This is a genomic window from Paenibacillus tepidiphilus, from assembly GCF_008635795.1.
Lineage (GTDB): Bacteria > Bacillota > Bacilli > Paenibacillales > Paenibacillaceae > Paenibacillus_AQ > Paenibacillus_AQ tepidiphilus.
On the sequence record NZ_VWRQ01000001.1, the window covers coordinates 234,243 to 250,989 of the forward strand.

Sequence of the window (16,747 nt, forward strand, 5' to 3'; positions counted from 1 at the left end):
CCGGGTGCGCGTAAGGAAAGCCGCGGACACCCGGAGGTTGTTTGCTGTTTCAAGGCTGCTGGACCTGCAGCCGTTCAGGTTTCATAGATGATTCTGCCGGTATCGGTGAGATCGTAGCCGTGCATGGAGCCCAGCTCGTTTCTGAAGGACGGTGAGCGCAGAATGTCCAGCACCGCGCCGATCCACTGCTCATGCTCCGGCTTCTTGACCATAACCAGATCGTAACGCTCCTGAATGAGCGGAATGAAATCGACGCCGTCGATAATCCGGGCCGCCTTCTCCGTGCCTACGCCTACATCGGCTTCGCCCCGCGCTACCACGCCGGCCACGGCCAAATGGCTGTTCTCTTCGCGGGCATAGCCCTTGATCCCGGCGGGGCGGATGCCGAGCAGCCGGAGCTGCTCGTCCAGCAGCACCCGCGCTCCGGCGCCCCGCTCGCGGTTGATCAGCGTAATCCCGGGCTTCTGCAGATCGGACCAGCCGGCAATCCCTTTGGGGTTGCCCTTCTGCACATACAGCCCGGCGCTGCGCGCCAGCAGATGCACAACCATATAATCGAAGCCTACCAGAATTTTGCGGATATAGGGCAGGTTGTATTCGCCGGTGTCACCATCCAGCAGATGGGTGCTGACGATATCCGATTCGCCGTTATACATCGCAATCAGACTGTCGAGGCTGCCCGCGTACGAACGAAGAGGCCGTGTGGCTGGCAGACTCCGTTCCAGGTGAGTGGCGAGAATATCCAGCGACATATCCTGGCCGGTGATAACCACCGTGACGCCGGCCGACTTAAGCGGCGCCGCCTGGGCTAGATGCGGCGGCATGACAAAAGCAGGCGGCGGCACAAACGGAACGCCCGCCGGCGGAGCAGCAGCGTTCGGAGCTTGCGCCGGGGTGCCCGGGCTGCCGCTGCGTGAATTTTGCTTGTATACCTCAAGGTCGGAAGCATCCACGCGCATCTGCTTGCCGACCCGGTAGGAGGGCAGCTCGCCCTTCTTGATCAGATCATACACCTTGAGCTTCGATATCTTCAGCAGCCGGGCGATTTCCTCGGTGGTATAGGAAGTATTCTCGGACATAGTATTGCCTCCTAGCGATGAACTGCGGCAGTCCTCCTTGCGAACCCCGAGCATAGCTCAAGACTACCCTATTTTGGAATTCCGCGCAATTGCCTTGGGTATAGGCGGCGGCAGTGCGGTCAGAACGCAAGCTTGTGGCCGTTCTTGGCCTGCTGCGTATCGGAGAGGCCAATCAGCTCCGAGACGGTGACGAAACGGTAGCCCTGCCGGGTCAGCTCGGGCAAAATAATGGTCAAAGCTTCCCTTGTCTGCGACTGCCCGTAGACATGGTCGTGGAACAGCACAATGTCACCGCTGCGGGCGTTGCGGATTACCCTTTGGGAGATGCTCCAGACCCCCGGCCGGTTCCAGTCACGGGTATCCTGATGCCAGGACCAGAGCACCGGCTTAAGCCCCAGTGCGTTGGATACCTCCACCAGCGCCTCATCGTACATTCCGCCGGGGGGCCGGAACAGTCTGCTGTGTCTCCCGGTTATTTTGACAATTTCATTCTCTGTAAGCACCAGCTCCTCGGCGACCTGCCTTTTGGAAATCGGGGGCTTAAAGTAGATATGATTATAAGTATGGTTCGCCAGCTCATGTCCTTCGCGGACGACGCGCCGGGCAATATCCGGATAGGCCTCAAGGCGTTTGCCGATGGCGAAGAAGGTGCATTTGGCCTCATATTCACGCAGCACGTCGAGAATCTGCGCGGTCTCCGCCGGATCGGGCCCATCGTCGAAGGTCAGTGCGATGACTTTCTGGTCGGTGGCGACCTCCCAGATCATGTCTCCCCGTTGCTCATAATAGTTACGGTTCTTCGCGTTCGGCTCAGCCTGTGCGCCGCTTGCCAGTCCGAAGCCCAGTGCAAGTGTCAGACATGTGATTCTCCAGTATGCATTCATCGGATAAGTTCACTCCAGACGGTTCCTGATATAGTGGGTCTAGGCCGCTTTGGTATAGGATGCGCCAGCGCCCAAGACAAATATTCACCCGTTTCGGTCCGTCTGAAAATGGCTTATAATGAAATACTAAATAAACCAAGCGATGGAGACAGGGGTGGCGGAGATGACACTTAGCGAAAAAAGAGAACACCGGCAGTATCCGGAGATTACCCGCCTCGAAACCTCAAGAGCCGTCTATGAGCGCGACTACTCGCGGCTGATCCATTCACCGACCTTCCGCCGGCTGCAGGGCAAATCCCAGGTATTCGGCGCAGGAACCGGCGATTATTACCGGACGCGGCTGACCCACTCGCTGGAGGTGGCGCAAATCGCCCGTGAGGCGGCCAAGAGCCTGCTGCGTGCTTATCCTGAAGTAGAAACAGGCCTTGCGGATAATCCCGGACTCGTCATTGATCCGGAGGTGGTGGAATGTGCGGCGATAGCCCATGATTTCGGGCATCCTCCGTTCGGACATAAAGGCGAAGAGGTGCTGGATAACATCCTGGAACAGCTGGTCGTCAAGAAGGCGGAGGAGGAGGCGCTGAAATCGGGCGCTGGACCGGTCCAGCGGTTGACCATTCAAGAGAGCCTGAAGCGGCAGTACGAGCATTTTGAAGGGAATGCCCACAACTTCCGTCTGATCATGTTCCTGGAGAAACGGGAGAATATCGACGGGCTTAATCTCTCCGATGCTGTACTGCTGGGGATCAATAAGTATCCTTTTCCCGGTACTGTGCTTAAGAAAGGGATGTACCTGCATGAATGGGAATATATTTCGCAGATCCGTAAAGACTGGGGCATACCGGATGGGAAAAAGACGCTGGAAGCCCAGCTGATGGACCTGTGTGACGACATCGCCTACTCGGCCCATGATCTGGAGGATGGCATTAAAGCGGGGAAGATCGAGGTGCATGAGCATTTCATGCATGATGCCCATACCGAGCGTATGATTGTCGAGAAGATTACTACACTGGAGGATTTCTTCTGGAAAGGCTGGAAGCCGGAGGCGATACAGCCCAAGGTCCGGGAAGTGCTCAGCTCGTTCCTGAAGGTCTGGAAGGAGAAAATGCCGACCTGTGAGAATGATTACTCCCGCACCCGCCGCGAGGTCAAGGCATACTGGGTCAGCACCTTTGTCACGAGCCTCGGGGTCGTTGAGGACGGAGACTGGAAGAAGGTCACCTTCGTCAAGGATGGCCAAGAGGATGAGGACATGCTGCGGACCGTCAGCGTGCTGAAGAGCTTCGCCTGGGTGACGATGATCCGCGACTTGCGCGTGCAGCGCCTGCAGAAACGGAGTGAGTGGATCTTGCGGCGGCTGTGGGCGGCATTCCTTGATCCGGAGACCTCCAAGGCGATTATTCCGAGCGACTGGCTGCAGCGCTTTGAGAAGGACCAGCGGAAGGCAAAGCCGATCTGGACCTGGGAGCATATGGTGATCGATTACATCGCAGGAATGACAGATGCTTTTGCCGAGAAAATATACAATGAGCTATACGGCCTGAAAGTGGGCTCCATTTATGATCTGGATTAAAGGCTAATTAACGGCAAGCTGACCTCGCGGGGAGGTTCAGCTTGCCGTTTTTCTGGTGTTTGGTTTGGAATAATGGGGTTGGTTTTGGATTTATGGTCTTCTGTTTAGATTATTTGTTATTATTTTGTTATTATAAATGTATGACTTATTCCGGACTGAAATATTGAATTTCTAATGGGTTTAATCCGGTTATAACCCTGATATTCCTTGATATATTTGCATGAATAGCGGGCCTGATCTAAATTTGAAGGTATGGGTTTGAGGCGAGAGTGAAGGCTTTGGGAGAAAATAATTAATATTTGTTATTGTTATTAGTTATTAATAATGCTAATATTGTCTTGGAATTATTAGCTGGATTATATTGGCCGGGAGGGATGCGGAAATCAAGCTGTACCCAACAAACTGAAAGCCCTTACAAATAAAAGGAGGTTGAGTTAGTGAAGAAAAAGAGCTTCAAGCAAGGTTTATTGCTGCTGCTGATCGGCATTATGATTATCTCAACGGCTGCGCCTACACTTGCCGCAAGCCGGCTGCCGGAGAAGCTGGAGGGCCACTGGGCAGAGGAGGCTATAGCCAAATGGATGCAAAACGGAGTAGTCCAGGGCTATCCGGACGGCTCATTTAAGCCGGACCGTGCGGTTACCCGGGCGGAGCTGACTGCTATTATTAACAAAATGTTTGGCTTCAGCCTTCCGGCCAGTACACCGTTCGCCGATGTGCCGCAGGATGCCTGGTATGCGAAGGATCTGGCGGTGGCGAAGCAGGCCGGCTATTACAAGGGATATCCCGGCAATGAAGCGAAAGCGGATACAGCTGTTACCCGGCAGGACGCTGCTGCGCTCTTGGCCGCGGTATTCTCGCTGAATCCGGCCACGGGTGCCGGTAAGGCTGCTTTTACAGACAGTGCTTCCATCAGCGACTACGCGCTGGAACCCATCCAGGCGCTGTCCGGAATCCTGAACGGTTACCCGGACGGCAGCTTCCGGCCGGAGCGGCAAATTACCCGGGCAGAGACGGTAAGCATTCTGGATCGGCTGGTCAGCCGCTTTTACAATCAGTCCGGAACGTTCACCGCCGGTGATATCGCCGGCAATGCTCTGGTGTCCCGCAGCGGGGTGACACTGCAGAACGGTTCAATCTCAGGCCGTCTGTATTTGGCTCCGGGCATCGGGGACGGCGATGCTGTGGTCAGTCAAGTGAGCGTGCAGGGAGCCGTATACGTTCAGGGCGGAGGCGGCAGCTCTATTCATTTTCAGGAGGCAAAGCTGAATCAGGTTCAGGTGAACCGCCTGGACGGCAAGGTCCGCGTGGTGCTGGAAGGAAAGACAGAGGTTACCCGTCTTCATATTGTAAGCGCTTCTATCTTGGATCTGGGTACAAATGCTGTCATCAGTGAGCTTCTGGTGGACAGCGGGGCGGAAGGTACAGTCGTTACCGGCAAGGGCGAAATTAAACGGCTGGAGATCAAGTCGGCGGTTACCCTGAACGGACGGCTGCTGGCTCCGGGGGTATACGCTGTAAGAAACGGGGACATTGCCGGCAGCGGGACCGTGATTTCTGCCGGAACCGGTAATACCGGCGGTGGCAATTCCGGTGGCGGCGACGGCGGACAGACCGTCGTTAAGACTGTATACATTGCCGATGCCGAGGCCACTCCTGCAACCCGTTCACTGCTGGCCTATCTTGGAGAAATGAGCGGCAAGCAGATCATGTTCGGCCATCAGCATGATACGACGGTGTCCATCTCCGGCAAGGATGAGAACGGCAAGGTGATTTCCGACGTTTACGGGGCAACCGGCGATTATCCGGCCGTATTCGGCTGGGATACCCTTAGCCTGGACGGGTACGAAACACCTCCGGGGGTGGCCGGAGACTATGAAGCCAGCCGGGAAGGACTCAGCGCGGCTATGAAAGAAGCGTATGAGCTGGGCGGTATCGTAACGCTGAGTACGCATCCGTATAATTTTGCGACCGGCGGCAGCTTCAATGATACGAGCAACACCAAAGGGGCCACCTCCTCGGTGGTGACACGGATTCTTCCCGGCGGGGACAAGAATGCCGATTTCAATGCGTATCTGGACCGGATTGCGGATTTCGCGAACCATCTGCAGGATGATGAAAGTGAGCTGATTCCGGTGCTGTTCCGCCCGTTCCATGAGCAGAACGGCAGCTGGTTCTGGTGGGGGGCAGGCACCACAACCAAAAGCGAATATGCCACGCTGTACCGTTATACGGTAGAGTATTTGCGCGACATTAAGGGCGTGCACAACTTCCTGTATGTATTCTCTCCGAACGGTTCGTTCGGCGGCAATGAAAGCGAGTATTTGAATACCTATCCGGGCGATGCCTATGTGGATATTCTCGGTATGGACCAATATGACAGCAAGGACAATGCCGGGTCGCAAGGCTTCCTGGACGGTCTGGTGAAGGATCTGAACATGATCTCGAAGCTTGCTTCGGCCAAGAATAAGATTGTTACACTGTCGGAGTACGGTTACAGCGCCGCCGGCATGAAGACCACCGGCAACAATGAGCTGGAATGGTTCACCAAGGTACTGAACGCAATCAAGGCCGATCCGGATGCGTCCAGAATCTCCTATATGCTGACCTGGGCCAACTTCGGCGAAGGCAATAATCTGTATGTGCCTTACAAGAACGTGCCAAACAAAGCGGACCACGAGCTTTTGCCGGATTTTGTCCGTTACTACAATGATCCGTTCACTGCCTTTGCCGGTGAGGTGAAGGAAGACAATAAGTATAACCGCGAAGTGAAGGCAGGCGTCAAAGAACCGCTGCTGCATATTGTGACACCGACGGATATCGGTACGGTCACCGCGGCAGAGACGGTCATCCGGGCAAAGGTGAGCGGTGTAACTCCGGATAAAGTCGTGTTCAGTGTCGGTGGGTCCGATGTAGAGACGGCAATGACCTTGGGCGCAGACGGATATTATTCGGCAGTCTGGAAGCCGGAGGCCGCACTGAACGGAACCTCCGTGGACATCGCTGTGAAGGCATACAGAACAGAGGCTGCTCCGCTTAGCGACAGCGTTACTGTGTTTGTGAAGATCGGCGAGGTACCGCTGCTGGAGCTGGGCTTTGATACAGCCGATGAGCTGCGGTTCATCCAAAATAACGGAACGTGGTCAGGACTCGCCGGCAATGGCGACACCATCAAGACGGAATTACGGCACGCTGATGTAGGTGGAAACGGCAAGCTGGATATTCATGTTACCGCCGGACTGGATGCCGCCGATACCTGGCAGGAGCTCAAATTGCAGCTTACTCCAGAGGCGCTGCAAGGTGTCGACCTTGCCAAGGCAGGCCGTGTGAAGCTGGATGTGCTGATCCCTGCAAATGCGCTGGATACGGACGACAGCGCCGCACTGCGCACCGTGGTCCAGCTGCCGGATGACTGGAATACCAAATATGGCATGGATTCCAGCTACAAGAAGCTGTCCGAACTGGAGAAGGTAGGCATTGAAGGTACAGAATACTACCGGTATGCAGCGGCAGTCGAGCTTAGTGATTCTGCGTTAACGGCGGCGGCAAAAGGACTGGCGGTGTCGATTGTGGGCAGCGGTCTGGCTTCTGCAGGTGAACTGCCTGTCTATGTGGACAATATCGGAGTGTACAATGTATATACGGCACCGGTAGCGGATAACGCGCTGGTCGATGACTTTGAGAGCTACGGCGCAAGTAACGACGCTTTGCAGGCCAAATATCCCAAGGCCGGCGGAGACGACATCGCAGCAAGCTTGAGCGCTGACCGCAAAGCCGGCGGCAAGTATGGCATGAAGCTGGACTACAATCTGGGCGCAGCCGGATATGCGGGAATCGGCAAGAATCTCGGCTCCCTCGACTGGTCGGATTATAACGCCGTCAGCATGTGGATCGCCTCCGAAGGAGACGCAAGCTACGCGGAAACGGGAGCGCCGCTGAAGCTGGTGGTGCAGCTGGTGATCGACGGGATTTATCTGGAGGCCTATCCGCAAATTGCTCCGGACAGCGAAGGCAGAGTTGTGTTTGCCTTGAAGGATCTGACCGAAATGAGCTGGGGGGCAAGCGGTCCGCTGACCCTGGAGAAGCTGGAGAAAGTCCAGAGCTTCAAGCTGTACATTAATTCGATGGATGGCCAGGCGCATGAGGGAACGCTGTTCTTTGACGATATTCAGGCGGTGTATGATCCTTCGCTGCCTGATTTCTCCGGGGGAAATGAAGGTCCGCAGCCTCATGAGCCGGGTGTTCTGTATCCGTTCAAGAGCGTAGACGACATCGCGGGCTGGACGGCAGAGAACGGCAGCACTGCCAATGCCGGAGCGGTTGAATACTCCGGTGAAGAACAGGCGGCTGCCGTACCTTTCGAGCTGAAGGCCGGGGGCTCGTTCGAGCTTGGCGTGTATCCTTCCGGGCTTAACCTCAGCGGGCTGGAGACTCTGAGCGCCAAGGTCAAGCTGTCGGCCGGATCGGCCAAGGCCCGGCTGTTCATCAAGACAGCCGGCTGGAAGTGGAGCGACAGCGGCACACCGGTCACCATCGATTCCGGCGGCTACACGACCTTGTCGATTTCGCTGCCGGCCGCTGCTGCGGCGGAAGGCGTGGACCTGTCGAGCGTACTGAGCATCGGCATCAAGGTCGAAGAGATTGCCGGTGGTGAAGGGACCGCCAAGCTGTACCTGCAGGAGGTGGCGCTTGCCGCTGCCGCGCCGGAGATCAGCTATCGGTTTGAGAATGGAGCAGAGGACTGAAGCCGGGACAACGACGGTATATGTCGATGATATCCAGGCCAGACCTTGAGTATGGCGATAAGCGTAAAGTGACTTGAAATGACAAAAGAGGGACCCGCAATGGTGCGGGTCCCTCTTTTGTTGGCCTTCGCACATATCAATACTGGCGCGAGTAGTCAACCACATTGTGAGAAGGGTTGCCTTCCTTCAGATAAGAGGCCATATTCTTGTTGAAGATTTCGATGATTCTGTCAGCATAACGGTCCGTTGATCCCGCGCAATGCGGAGTGATCACGACCTGCTCCATAGCCCACAGCGGATGGTTCTCCGGCAGCGGTTCGGCTTCAAAGACATCGAGTCCCGCTCCGGCCAGCCGGCCGCTGTCCAGTGCGGCGATCAGTGCTTCTGTATCGGTGGTGGCCCCGCGGCCGATATTGATATAATAGGAGCCTTCCTTGCAGGCGGAGAAGATCGCTTCGTTAAATAACCCGCGTGTCTCATCGGTCAGCGGCAGTGTATTGATGATGAAATCGGCTTCCTTCACGGCCTGCTCCAGAGCGCCGGTCTTGCGGACATCGTCGAAGCCTTCCACCGGCTTGCCGGAGCGGCTGACGCCCAGCGTCTTCATCCGGAATGCCTTGGCAATGCGGGCGGTTTCCGCGCCGATGGAGCCGGTTCCGCAGATGAGCGCCGTCTTGCCGGTCAGCTCGGTCAGCTTCAGATCCGGCTGCCAGATCCGCTGCTGCTGATTGCGCAGCGCGGTGTGCATGCTGCGGGTGAACAGGAGCATGAAGCTGAAAATCACCGCAGTGATCGGTTCGGCATGGACGCCGCTGGCATTGGTCAGCGCAATCCCGCGCTCTTCAAGACGGTCAAGCGGAAGCTTCTCCACGCCGGCCGACCAGGTCTGCACCCAGCGGAGCGCGGAATCGGGGGCAAGCAGCGCGTCAGCGCCGTTTTTACTCCAGCCGATTACAATTTCAGCCTGCTTGAGCAGCTCAGGATCAGGGTTCTTGGTATTATCGAGGGTCAGCGAATAACCAGGGGCGGCGGCGAGGATGGAGTCCTTCTGGCTGGATGAAAGCGGCTGCAAACAAACAATGGATTTCGTCATGACGGTTCCCTCCCGTGATATAATTTCGGCAATCAGTGAATCCTATAAATCCAATCCTGTAGAATAAGGATAACAAATCTGAGAGAAAAGGTGAAACCGACATGGAATATGCTGGTGCAGTGCGGGGGACGGAGCGCCTGTTTGTGGCGGTGAAGCTTCCGGAAACGCTTGGTGGAATGCTGGAAAAAGCCAGGAAGGAAGCGTCTTCCAAAGTGAAGTTTGCCAAATGGACACATTTTCAGGATTATCATATTACCCTCCAATTTCTGGGAGATACACCGGTGGAACAAATTCCGGCGCTGAAGGAGGCTTTGCGCGAGGCGGCAGCGGGACAGCAGCCGTTCGTGCTGGAGCTGGACCGCTGGGGGACATTTGGAGCCGGGAGTGCCCCGAGAGTGCTCTGGGCGGGGGTTTCCGGTGAGCTTGAGCGGCTGCATCAGCTTCAGCGGCGTGTTGTCGCGGCAACTGAACCGCTGGGCTTCAAGGCGGAAGCAAGAGCATACAATCCCCATATTACACTGGCCCGAAAATACAAGGACAAGCTGCCTTTTAACGAGTTAATATTGGAAGATTTAGGATGTAAAGCGAACCACACTGGGAACAATTGTTCGGAAAAGGACTGGACGGTGGACGGTTTTTTGTTGTATGCTACTAAAATGCATGCCATTCCTATGTATGAACCGATCGAAAAATTGTTTTTTTTGTAAGAAAAAATCCGCTGCGATAGTTTTCAAAGCTTCCCTTTTCGGTTACATACAGTAGGAGTGTGCCGTAAAATAGGAGGTAAATAATGGCAATTTTTAGACAAAACCGCTGCATTGCGCTGCTTGTGAGCGTTATTTTAGTGTGTTTCTCTGCGATAGTATTGATGAACCCGGAGGATATGGGCGGGTCGAATAAAGTGCAATTGGAGAAGCTGAGCGTAACGGGCCATGCTTCGGCGGAATCGGTGCCGGCAGCTTCGCTTCCCTCGTCATCCAGGACCATAACCAAACTGCAACCCATGCTCTACACCACAGCCGCAAGCCTGAGCCGCCACTGGGCAGGCAAATCGACCGCGGAATGGATCAGTGCAAGCAAGCTGGCGCCACCGAAGCCGGCCAAGACTGAGACTGTGAAGTCAACAGCGACTGTGATGAAGAAGCCGCCGGCCGTGAAGCAAACGGTGAAACAGGCGAATATTAAGGGGAGTCAGACTGTAACTCAGGCAAAAACGGCCTCTCTGCAACACCCCCCCACCACATTGTTCTTCTCTCGGACCAAGCTGTTAAGCCAGGAGCAGCAAGCGGAAGCGACCTGGAGCTATAAGGTAACCGAAGAAGACCTGCTCCTGCTGCAAAAGATAGTGATGGCAGAAGCGGAAGGCGAACCGTACCAGGGCAAAGTGGCAGTTGCCAATGTTGTTCTGAACCGGCTGCGGTCAGCCAATTTTCCCGATACAATTTATGATGTAATCTATCAAAAGAGCCAGTTCAGTCCGGTAGGCAACGGACGGATGGACCGGGTCAAGCCGGATGCGGACAGCATCAAGGCGGTCACGGCGGCGCTCTCCGGGGTGAAAGAGGTGTCGGATGACACATATTTTTTCCTGTCCCTAAAGCTGGCCCAGGATCTGACCGTGCATCATTCACGGACCTATGCCAAGACGATCGGCAATCATACATTTTATAAATAATTATAGCTACGCGACAGCTCCGGATGAGATAAAGGGTAAAATAGTTTTATCTGAACTTTGAGGAGGCGCAGTAATGATGAAGCTGACATATTACGGACATTCGGCATTGCTGGTAGAAACAGAGCAGGCGAAGGTGATCATTGATCCTTTCTTAAGCGGTAATCCGGACTCGGGAATTTCACCCGCTGATATTAAAGTAGATGCTGTACTGCTGACCCATGGCCACTCCGACCATTTCGGCGATAGCCTGGAGATTGCGAAGAACAACGATTGTCCGATCTTTGCCGTGTACGAGCTGGCGGAATACTGCCGGATGAAGGGTGCGAAAGTGCAGCACATGAATACGGGCGGAAGCCGGGCCTATGGAGGATTTACCGTAAAATACACCCAGGCCTTTCATTCTTCTTCGATCACAGAAGGCGATACCTGGATTTATGCCGGACAACCTGCCGGTATTCTGCTGACAAGCGGCGGCAAGACGCTCTTTCATGCCGGAGATACGGCCTTGTTCGGTGATATGCGGCTGATCGGCGAGCGCAACCGGATTGATGCCGCTGCCCTGCCGATTGGAGATGTGCTGACGATGGGACCCGACGACGCATTGCTAGCGGCACGCTGGCTGCGTGCGGAGAAGGTCGTCCCGCTTCATTATAATACCTTCCCGGATATTGCCCAGGATGCGTCTGAATTCTGCGACCGGCTGGGGCAGGAGGGCATACAGGGCTATGCGCTGAAGGCAGGCGAAAGTGTCGAAATTTAGGGATTTAGATTTCGCCCCAGCAATCAAATAAAAAAGACCCTCGTATCCGTGAACTTCACGGATACGAGGGTCTTTCGCTTTGAATAAGCCGATTACAGGGAAATTATGGCGTAACATAAACAGCTTCATCGTTTCTGGTCTGCTGCCGCGCCATCCAGGGCTCCATAGGGCCGCCTGCGGGCTTGCCGAGCAGGCCCAGCACCGTCGAGGCGCAGTGATGCGGTTCATGACGTTCCGGCGTAATCCGCCGCTGGCGCGGTTCCCCGAGGCCGGCATATTCGCGCAGCAGCAGGGTAGTCCATTTATTAACGACCTCGGAGTCCAGCTCCTCTGCCAATCCGACCTCGACAAAATACTGGCAGTTCTTCTCCTCCTGGCCCGGTATGGCACTGTAGAAGAGCATGGGTATGCCCTTGGCTTGCCCTTCGGTGCAGGTCATGCCGCCGGGCTTCGTAATCAGCAAATCCGATACATCCATCAGCTTGTTAATTTCGCTGCTGTAGCCGAGTATCCGTACATTAGGGTGGTTCAGCAGCGGATTAGCCCGCATTTTGGCGATGGCCTTGTCGTTGCTTCCCATACAGAAGATAAGTTGAACCTCGTTCATTCTGGCCGTCAGCGAGTTCATAACATCCTTGCCGAACATCAGACCCCAGCCGCCGCCCATAATAAGCACGGTAGGAATATCGGCCAGCCCCATTTCCTTGCGCAGCTGGGCTTTGTTATAGCGTTCCCAGAACTTCGGGTGGACGGGAATGCCGGTGACCGTAATCCGTTCAGGGGCAATTCCCCGTCCGGCCAAAATGGATTTGACCCGTGAGGTGGACACAAGATAGCGGTCCACTTCAGAGTTTACCCAGCTGGCATGCGCGTCGTAGTCCGTAATGACTGTATATAATGGAATATCCAGTCCCAGACGCTTCAACCGGGAGATGACCGACGCGGGCAGCGGGTGGGTGCAAATAATCAAATCGGGCTTAAGCTGCTCAATTACCTGTATGGCATGACTGTAAAAGACCCGGTGCAGTGCCACCTGGGTCAAACGGTTCAGCGGTTTGTTGTATTGCGTCTTATACATCATACCCACCAGCTTGGGCTGGCGGCTGACTGTTTTGCGGTAAGCGGAAAGAACCCAGGGGGCGACAGTCGGGTTCAGGAATGTTCCTAGCTCCATCACCCGGCACTGTACATCGGGGTTCAGCAGCTTGATTCCTTCGGCCAGAGCGTAGGCTGCCCCAGTATGGCCTGTGCCGAAGCCTTCCGAAAACAGCAGAACTCTTTTCTTTCGCATAAGTTCACCTGCTACTTTCCATTCGGGTGGAATAATTTCGGGAGTCCTGCAGGGTGATTGCAGGCTCCTTCGTACAAGCATCTCTTCTATTATACAGATATACGCTGCAATTAGCTTGTTTTCTCCAAATATATGCCGGTCCGCCGAATTTTTTTCGTCGCCGGAGGGTCCGGACATTCCCTGCTTCTTACATTATACAAATAAGACGTAAATAGAAAGTTAAAACACTGCAAAATAATTAAAATAAAGCTGCGGGGATATTGCAAACGGGCAGGTAACATGATAAAGTAGTCAATGACCGAATGACCGTTTTAGTAAACTGGTCATTATATGCGAGCGATTAGTGCTCACAGGGAAAGGATGTGCTGGAATGGCTGTGGTTGACCGAAGGCAGCAGGTGCTTCAGGCGGCGGCGAAATGTTTTACCCTGTTCGGGTATAAAGCGACCACCATGGACCAGGTAGCCCGGATAGCCAATGTGGGCAAAGGGACGATTTATACTTTCTTTATGAACAAGGAACAGCTGTTTGACGAGATCCTGCGTGGAGTCATTGTCGAGATGAAGAAGGTCGCGGAGCGGGAAATCAGGCGCGATAAAGCTTTCTTTGACAATTTGCACCGGGTTCTGGACGCCCTGCTGGAATTTCGCAGCGAACACGAGCTATTCATCAAGCTGTCCCAGGAAAGCCGCGATTTCGGAACGCCGCAGGCCGGTGAGGGTCTCGACAAGCTGGAGAGCGTAGTGCTTGAATATCTGGAACGGGAGGTGGAACACGCGATTCAGGACGGGGAGATCAAGCCTTGTGACCCCAAGATTGTATCGCTGGTGATGTTCAGGCTATACATTGTGCTGACTGCCGAACTGAACAAGGTGCATGAACCGCTCGGTAAAGAGCAGATCCAGCAGTATTTTCAGTTATTTATCGGCGATGGTCTGGCGCAGCGGGCTTAAGAAGAACCTGTGAGGGATGGCGCCCGTTGTCCGCTTTCCCTTAATCCCCAAGCAGGGAGCAGCAGTGGGTGGAGGATGCCGTATAGGCCTATTTTTTTGCTGAGGACTGACTGAATGGGGAAAATGGTCACCTGGTGTTACAGCAATCTTTCATCTAACTATCATTTCATTAACTATTATAAGTAAAGAGATTAAAAGGAGAGAACCAGAATGAAATCTTTGTCCGTGTTTGTCAAGGACCTTGGCGCGGCGCTTAAGAATCCGAAGGTGCTGATTCCGATGCTGGTCGTCCTCTTCATTCCGGTAATGTACAGCGGACTGTTCCTGAAGGCTTTTTGGGACCCGTACGGCAAAATGAATGAGCTGCCGGTCGCTGTCGTCAATGAAGATAAGGGCGCCGATTATGAAGGCACTAAGCTGGCTGCCGGTGAAGAGCTGGTAGCCGAGCTGAAGAATACCGACGGGTTTAAATGGAATTTCGTGACCCGCGAGCAGGCGGAAGCCGGTCTTCAGGACGATACCTATTATATGGCTATCATTGTACCCGAGGATTTCTCGGCCAAAGCGACCACACTGCTGGAAGAGCATCCGGAACCGGCCGAAATTATTTTTGAGCCGAATGAAGGGTATAACTTCCTGGCCGGCCAGATCGGCGGTACTGCCGTGAAGGAGATCAAGTCCAAGGTTTCCGCCAAGATCACGGAAGCTTACACGAATTCTGTCTTTGACAAAATCACCGATGTGTCCAGCGGTCTGGGTGAAGCCGGCGACGGCGCTTCCCAAATCGCCGACGGCGCAGGGAAGCTGGACGACGGCGCGCTTACACTGCAGGAGAACCTGGTTGTCCTGACCGAAGGTGCAGGCAAGCTGGTCGACGGTGTAGCTCCGCTCACGCAGGGCGTGAACGATCTGAACAGCGGCGCTGCCGCGCTGGAAGCAGGCAGCAGCACGCTGGCCGGCGGACTGCAGCAATTGTCCGCCGCTCATAAGCAACTGCAGGCGGGCGTGCAGCAAAGCGCCGACGGCAGCGCCAAGCTCAGCGCCGGACTGAAGCAGGCCGAAGCTGGAGCAGCTGCCCTTGCAGCCGGAACGCAGTCGGCCGTGGACGGCACAGCTAAGCTGGCGGCCGGTACGCAAAGCGTAGAGGACGGCAGCGCCAAGCTGGAGTCCGGCCTGACCGCCTCGACGGAAGGCAGCGCCAAGCTGGAAGCGGGCCTGACGGCTTCAAAGGAAGGCAGCGCGAAGGTTAGCGCCGGCGCCAAAGCCGTAGCCGACGGCCTGCAGCAGCTGGCCAAGGCCAATCCGCAGCTGGCCGCCAGCGCGGATGTGCAGAAGCTGATCGCGGCGGCAACCGCGGTCGCTGACGGCAGCGCGCAGCTGGATGCCAGCCAGCAGCAGCTCCTGGAAGGTGCGGCCGCGCTGCACAGCGGCCAGCAGCAGCTGCAGCAGGGGGCGACCCAGCTGCACAGCGGCTCGCAGCAGCTGGTGGACGGCGTCTCCCAGCTGCACGAAGGGGCGCAGCAGCTGAATGCCGGCAGCACACAGCTGCATGAGGCACAATCGCAGCTGCTCGCCGGAGCGCAGCAGCTGCAGCAGGGCGGCGGCACGCTGACCGCCGGGATGCAGCAGTTCGGCGCGAAGCTCGCCGAAGCAGCCAGCGGCGGGGCGAAGCTCGCCGAGGGCGGCAAGGCGCTGGAAGCCGGCACCTCGAAGCTGGCCGGCGGCGCTGGCCAGCTGAGCAGCGGCCTGGTCTCCGTGGCCGACGGCTCGCAGAAGCTGACCGACGGTGCGGGACAGCTGAAGGACGGACTCGATGAGCTGAAATCCGGCTCCAGCGAGCTGGCGACGAAGCTGGGCGATGCCGCCAAGCAGACCGCTGAAGTGAACAAATCCGATGAGCTGGTGTCGATGTTCGCCCAGCCGGTAGTTATCAATGAGCAGAAGTTTAATGAAGTGCCGAATTACGGCACCGGCTTCTCGCCGTACTTCCTGTCGCTTGGTCTCTTTGTCGGCGCGCTGATCTGCACCCTGGTGGTGCCGATGCGTGAATCCGCGGTAGCTGGTGCGAGCCGGTTCAACCGCTTCATCAGCCGGACGCTGACATTCTCAATGATGAGCGTCATCCAGGCGCTGCTCGCAGCCGTGATCGCATTGTACGGACTGGGCCTTGAGGTGCAGAGTGTTCCGCTCTTCTACGCATTCGCCTTCATCACCAGTCTGGCCTTTATGTGGATGATTCAGGCGATTGTAACCTGGCTTGACCAGCCTGGACGCTTTGTTGTCATCGTCATTCTGATTCTGCAGCTGACGACCAGCGCCGGCACATTCCCGCTTGAGCTGATTCCGGGCTGGATGAAGGTGCTCAACCCGCTGCTGCCAATGACCTACAGCGTCAAGGGCTTCAAGGCTGTCATCTCCAGCGGCGATTACAGCGCCATGTGGAGCGACGCCGGTACACTGGCTGTGTACGGCCTGGTGTTCCTGGCCCTGACCTTCACGTACTTCATGACCCGAGACCGGAACGATGAAGCTACCATAAAAAGTGAACAAGTTTTGACTGTATAAATTCTGATTGAAGGTTTGGTAAAATCATTGTAAAGAACGCCTCTTCCGAGGCGTTCTTTGCTTTAGTAAAGCGAAAATGCGACATTGCACTTACATCATATGGAAAGAAAACAGTTGAAGCGTTTTCAAT

The 16,747-nt window shown here is 55.5% G+C and carries 11 protein-coding genes; 7 read left to right on the plus strand and 4 right to left on the minus strand.

Annotated elements, in window-relative coordinates:
* Positions 1–74 precede the first annotated feature (74 nt).
* Both F1379_RS01045 and F1379_RS01050 read right to left on the minus strand, forming a co-directional pair.
* Positions 75–1,079, minus strand: a complete 1,005-nt coding sequence (locus tag F1379_RS01045; RefSeq protein ID WP_150265391.1) for a substrate-binding domain-containing protein — start codon at positions 1,077–1,079, stop codon at positions 75–77.
* Between the two features lie 119 nt (positions 1,080–1,198).
* Positions 1,199–1,963 (minus strand): polysaccharide deacetylase family protein, encoded by a 765-nt coding sequence (locus F1379_RS01050; protein ID WP_150265393.1) that lies wholly within the window; start codon positions 1,961–1,963, stop codon positions 1,199–1,201.
* A gap of 163 nt (positions 1,964–2,126) precedes the next feature.
* On the opposite strand from F1379_RS01050, the gene F1379_RS01055 reads away from it, so the two are divergent.
* Both F1379_RS01055 and F1379_RS01060 read left to right on the plus strand, forming a co-directional pair.
* Positions 2,127–3,536 (plus strand): deoxyguanosinetriphosphate triphosphohydrolase family protein, encoded by a 1,410-nt coding sequence (locus F1379_RS01055; protein ID WP_150265395.1) that lies wholly within the window; start codon positions 2,127–2,129, stop codon positions 3,534–3,536.
* A gap of 437 nt (positions 3,537–3,973) precedes the next feature.
* Positions 3,974–8,281 carry a glycosyl hydrolase gene (locus F1379_RS01060; RefSeq protein ID WP_150265397.1) on the plus strand — a complete coding sequence of 1,436 codons (4,308 nt, stop codon included), beginning with the start codon at positions 3,974–3,976 and terminating at the stop codon, positions 8,279–8,281.
* Between the two features lie 136 nt (positions 8,282–8,417).
* On the opposite strand, the gene F1379_RS01065 is transcribed toward F1379_RS01060, so the two are convergent.
* The gene (locus F1379_RS01065; RefSeq protein WP_150265399.1) at positions 8,418–9,374 is read right to left on the minus strand and encodes a D-2-hydroxyacid dehydrogenase; all 957 of its coding nucleotides are present in this window, start codon (positions 9,372–9,374) and stop codon (positions 8,418–8,420) included.
* Between the two features lie 101 nt (positions 9,375–9,475).
* On the opposite strand from F1379_RS01065, the gene thpR reads away from it, so the two are divergent.
* The 3 genes from thpR to F1379_RS01080 all read left to right on the plus strand — a co-directional run bounded on the left by thpR (position 9,476) and on the right by F1379_RS01080 (position 11,809).
* Positions 9,476–10,081 (plus strand): RNA 2',3'-cyclic phosphodiesterase, encoded by a 606-nt coding sequence (gene thpR, locus F1379_RS01070; RefSeq protein ID WP_150265401.1) that lies wholly within the window; start codon positions 9,476–9,478, stop codon positions 10,079–10,081.
* 83 nt (positions 10,082–10,164) lie between these two features.
* The gene (locus tag F1379_RS01075; protein ID WP_150265403.1) at positions 10,165–11,049 is read left to right on the plus strand and encodes a cell wall hydrolase; all 885 of its coding nucleotides are present in this window, start codon (positions 10,165–10,167) and stop codon (positions 11,047–11,049) included.
* 76 nt (positions 11,050–11,125) lie between these two features.
* Positions 11,126–11,809 (plus strand): metal-dependent hydrolase, encoded by a 684-nt coding sequence (locus F1379_RS01080; protein ID WP_150265868.1) that lies wholly within the window; start codon positions 11,126–11,128, stop codon positions 11,807–11,809.
* A 103-nt stretch (positions 11,810–11,912) separates the two neighbouring features.
* On the opposite strand, the gene F1379_RS01085 is transcribed toward F1379_RS01080, so the two are convergent.
* Positions 11,913–13,100 carry an MGDG synthase family glycosyltransferase gene (locus F1379_RS01085; protein ID WP_150265405.1) on the minus strand — a complete coding sequence of 396 codons (1,188 nt, stop codon included), beginning with the start codon at positions 13,098–13,100 and terminating at the stop codon, positions 11,913–11,915.
* Between the two features lie 370 nt (positions 13,101–13,470).
* Here F1379_RS01085 and F1379_RS01090 point away from each other — a divergent pair, with 370 nt between their 5' ends.
* Together F1379_RS01090 and F1379_RS01095 are read left to right on the plus strand one after the other, a co-directional pair.
* Complete coding sequence (locus tag F1379_RS01090) at positions 13,471–14,052, plus strand: TetR/AcrR family transcriptional regulator (protein ID WP_150265407.1); 582 nt, start codon at positions 13,471–13,473, stop codon at positions 14,050–14,052.
* Between the two features lie 210 nt (positions 14,053–14,262).
* Complete coding sequence (locus F1379_RS01095) at positions 14,263–16,617, plus strand: YhgE/Pip domain-containing protein (protein ID WP_150265409.1); 2,355 nt, start codon at positions 14,263–14,265, stop codon at positions 16,615–16,617.
* Positions 16,618–16,747: the final 130 nt, after the last annotated feature.

Excerpts from the sequence above, each read along its gene's own strand:
- F1379_RS01045 (WP_150265391.1), bottom strand. The coding sequence starts at position 1,079 with ATGTCCGAGAATACTTCCTATACCACCGAGGAAATCGCCCGGCTGCTG.
- F1379_RS01050 (WP_150265393.1), bottom strand. The coding sequence starts at position 1,963 with ATGAATGCATACTGGAGAATCACATGTCTGACACTTGCACTGGGCTTC.
- F1379_RS01055 (WP_150265395.1), top strand. The coding sequence starts at position 2,127 with ATGACACTTAGCGAAAAAAGAGAACACCGGCAGTATCCGGAGATTACC.
- F1379_RS01065 (WP_150265399.1), bottom strand. The coding sequence starts at position 9,374 with ATGACGAAATCCATTGTTTGTTTGCAGCCGCTTTCATCCAGCCAGAAG.
- thpR (WP_150265401.1), top strand. The coding sequence starts at position 9,476 with ATGGAATATGCTGGTGCAGTGCGGGGGACGGAGCGCCTGTTTGTGGCG.
- F1379_RS01075 (WP_150265403.1), top strand. The coding sequence starts at position 10,165 with ATGGCAATTTTTAGACAAAACCGCTGCATTGCGCTGCTTGTGAGCGTT.
- F1379_RS01080 (WP_150265868.1), top strand. The coding sequence starts at position 11,126 with ATGAAGCTGACATATTACGGACATTCGGCATTGCTGGTAGAAACAGAG.
- F1379_RS01085 (WP_150265405.1), bottom strand. The coding sequence starts at position 13,100 with ATGCGAAAGAAAAGAGTTCTGCTGTTTTCGGAAGGCTTCGGCACAGGC.
- F1379_RS01090 (WP_150265407.1), top strand. The coding sequence starts at position 13,471 with ATGGCTGTGGTTGACCGAAGGCAGCAGGTGCTTCAGGCGGCGGCGAAA.
- F1379_RS01095 (WP_150265409.1), top strand. The coding sequence starts at position 14,263 with ATGAAATCTTTGTCCGTGTTTGTCAAGGACCTTGGCGCGGCGCTTAAG.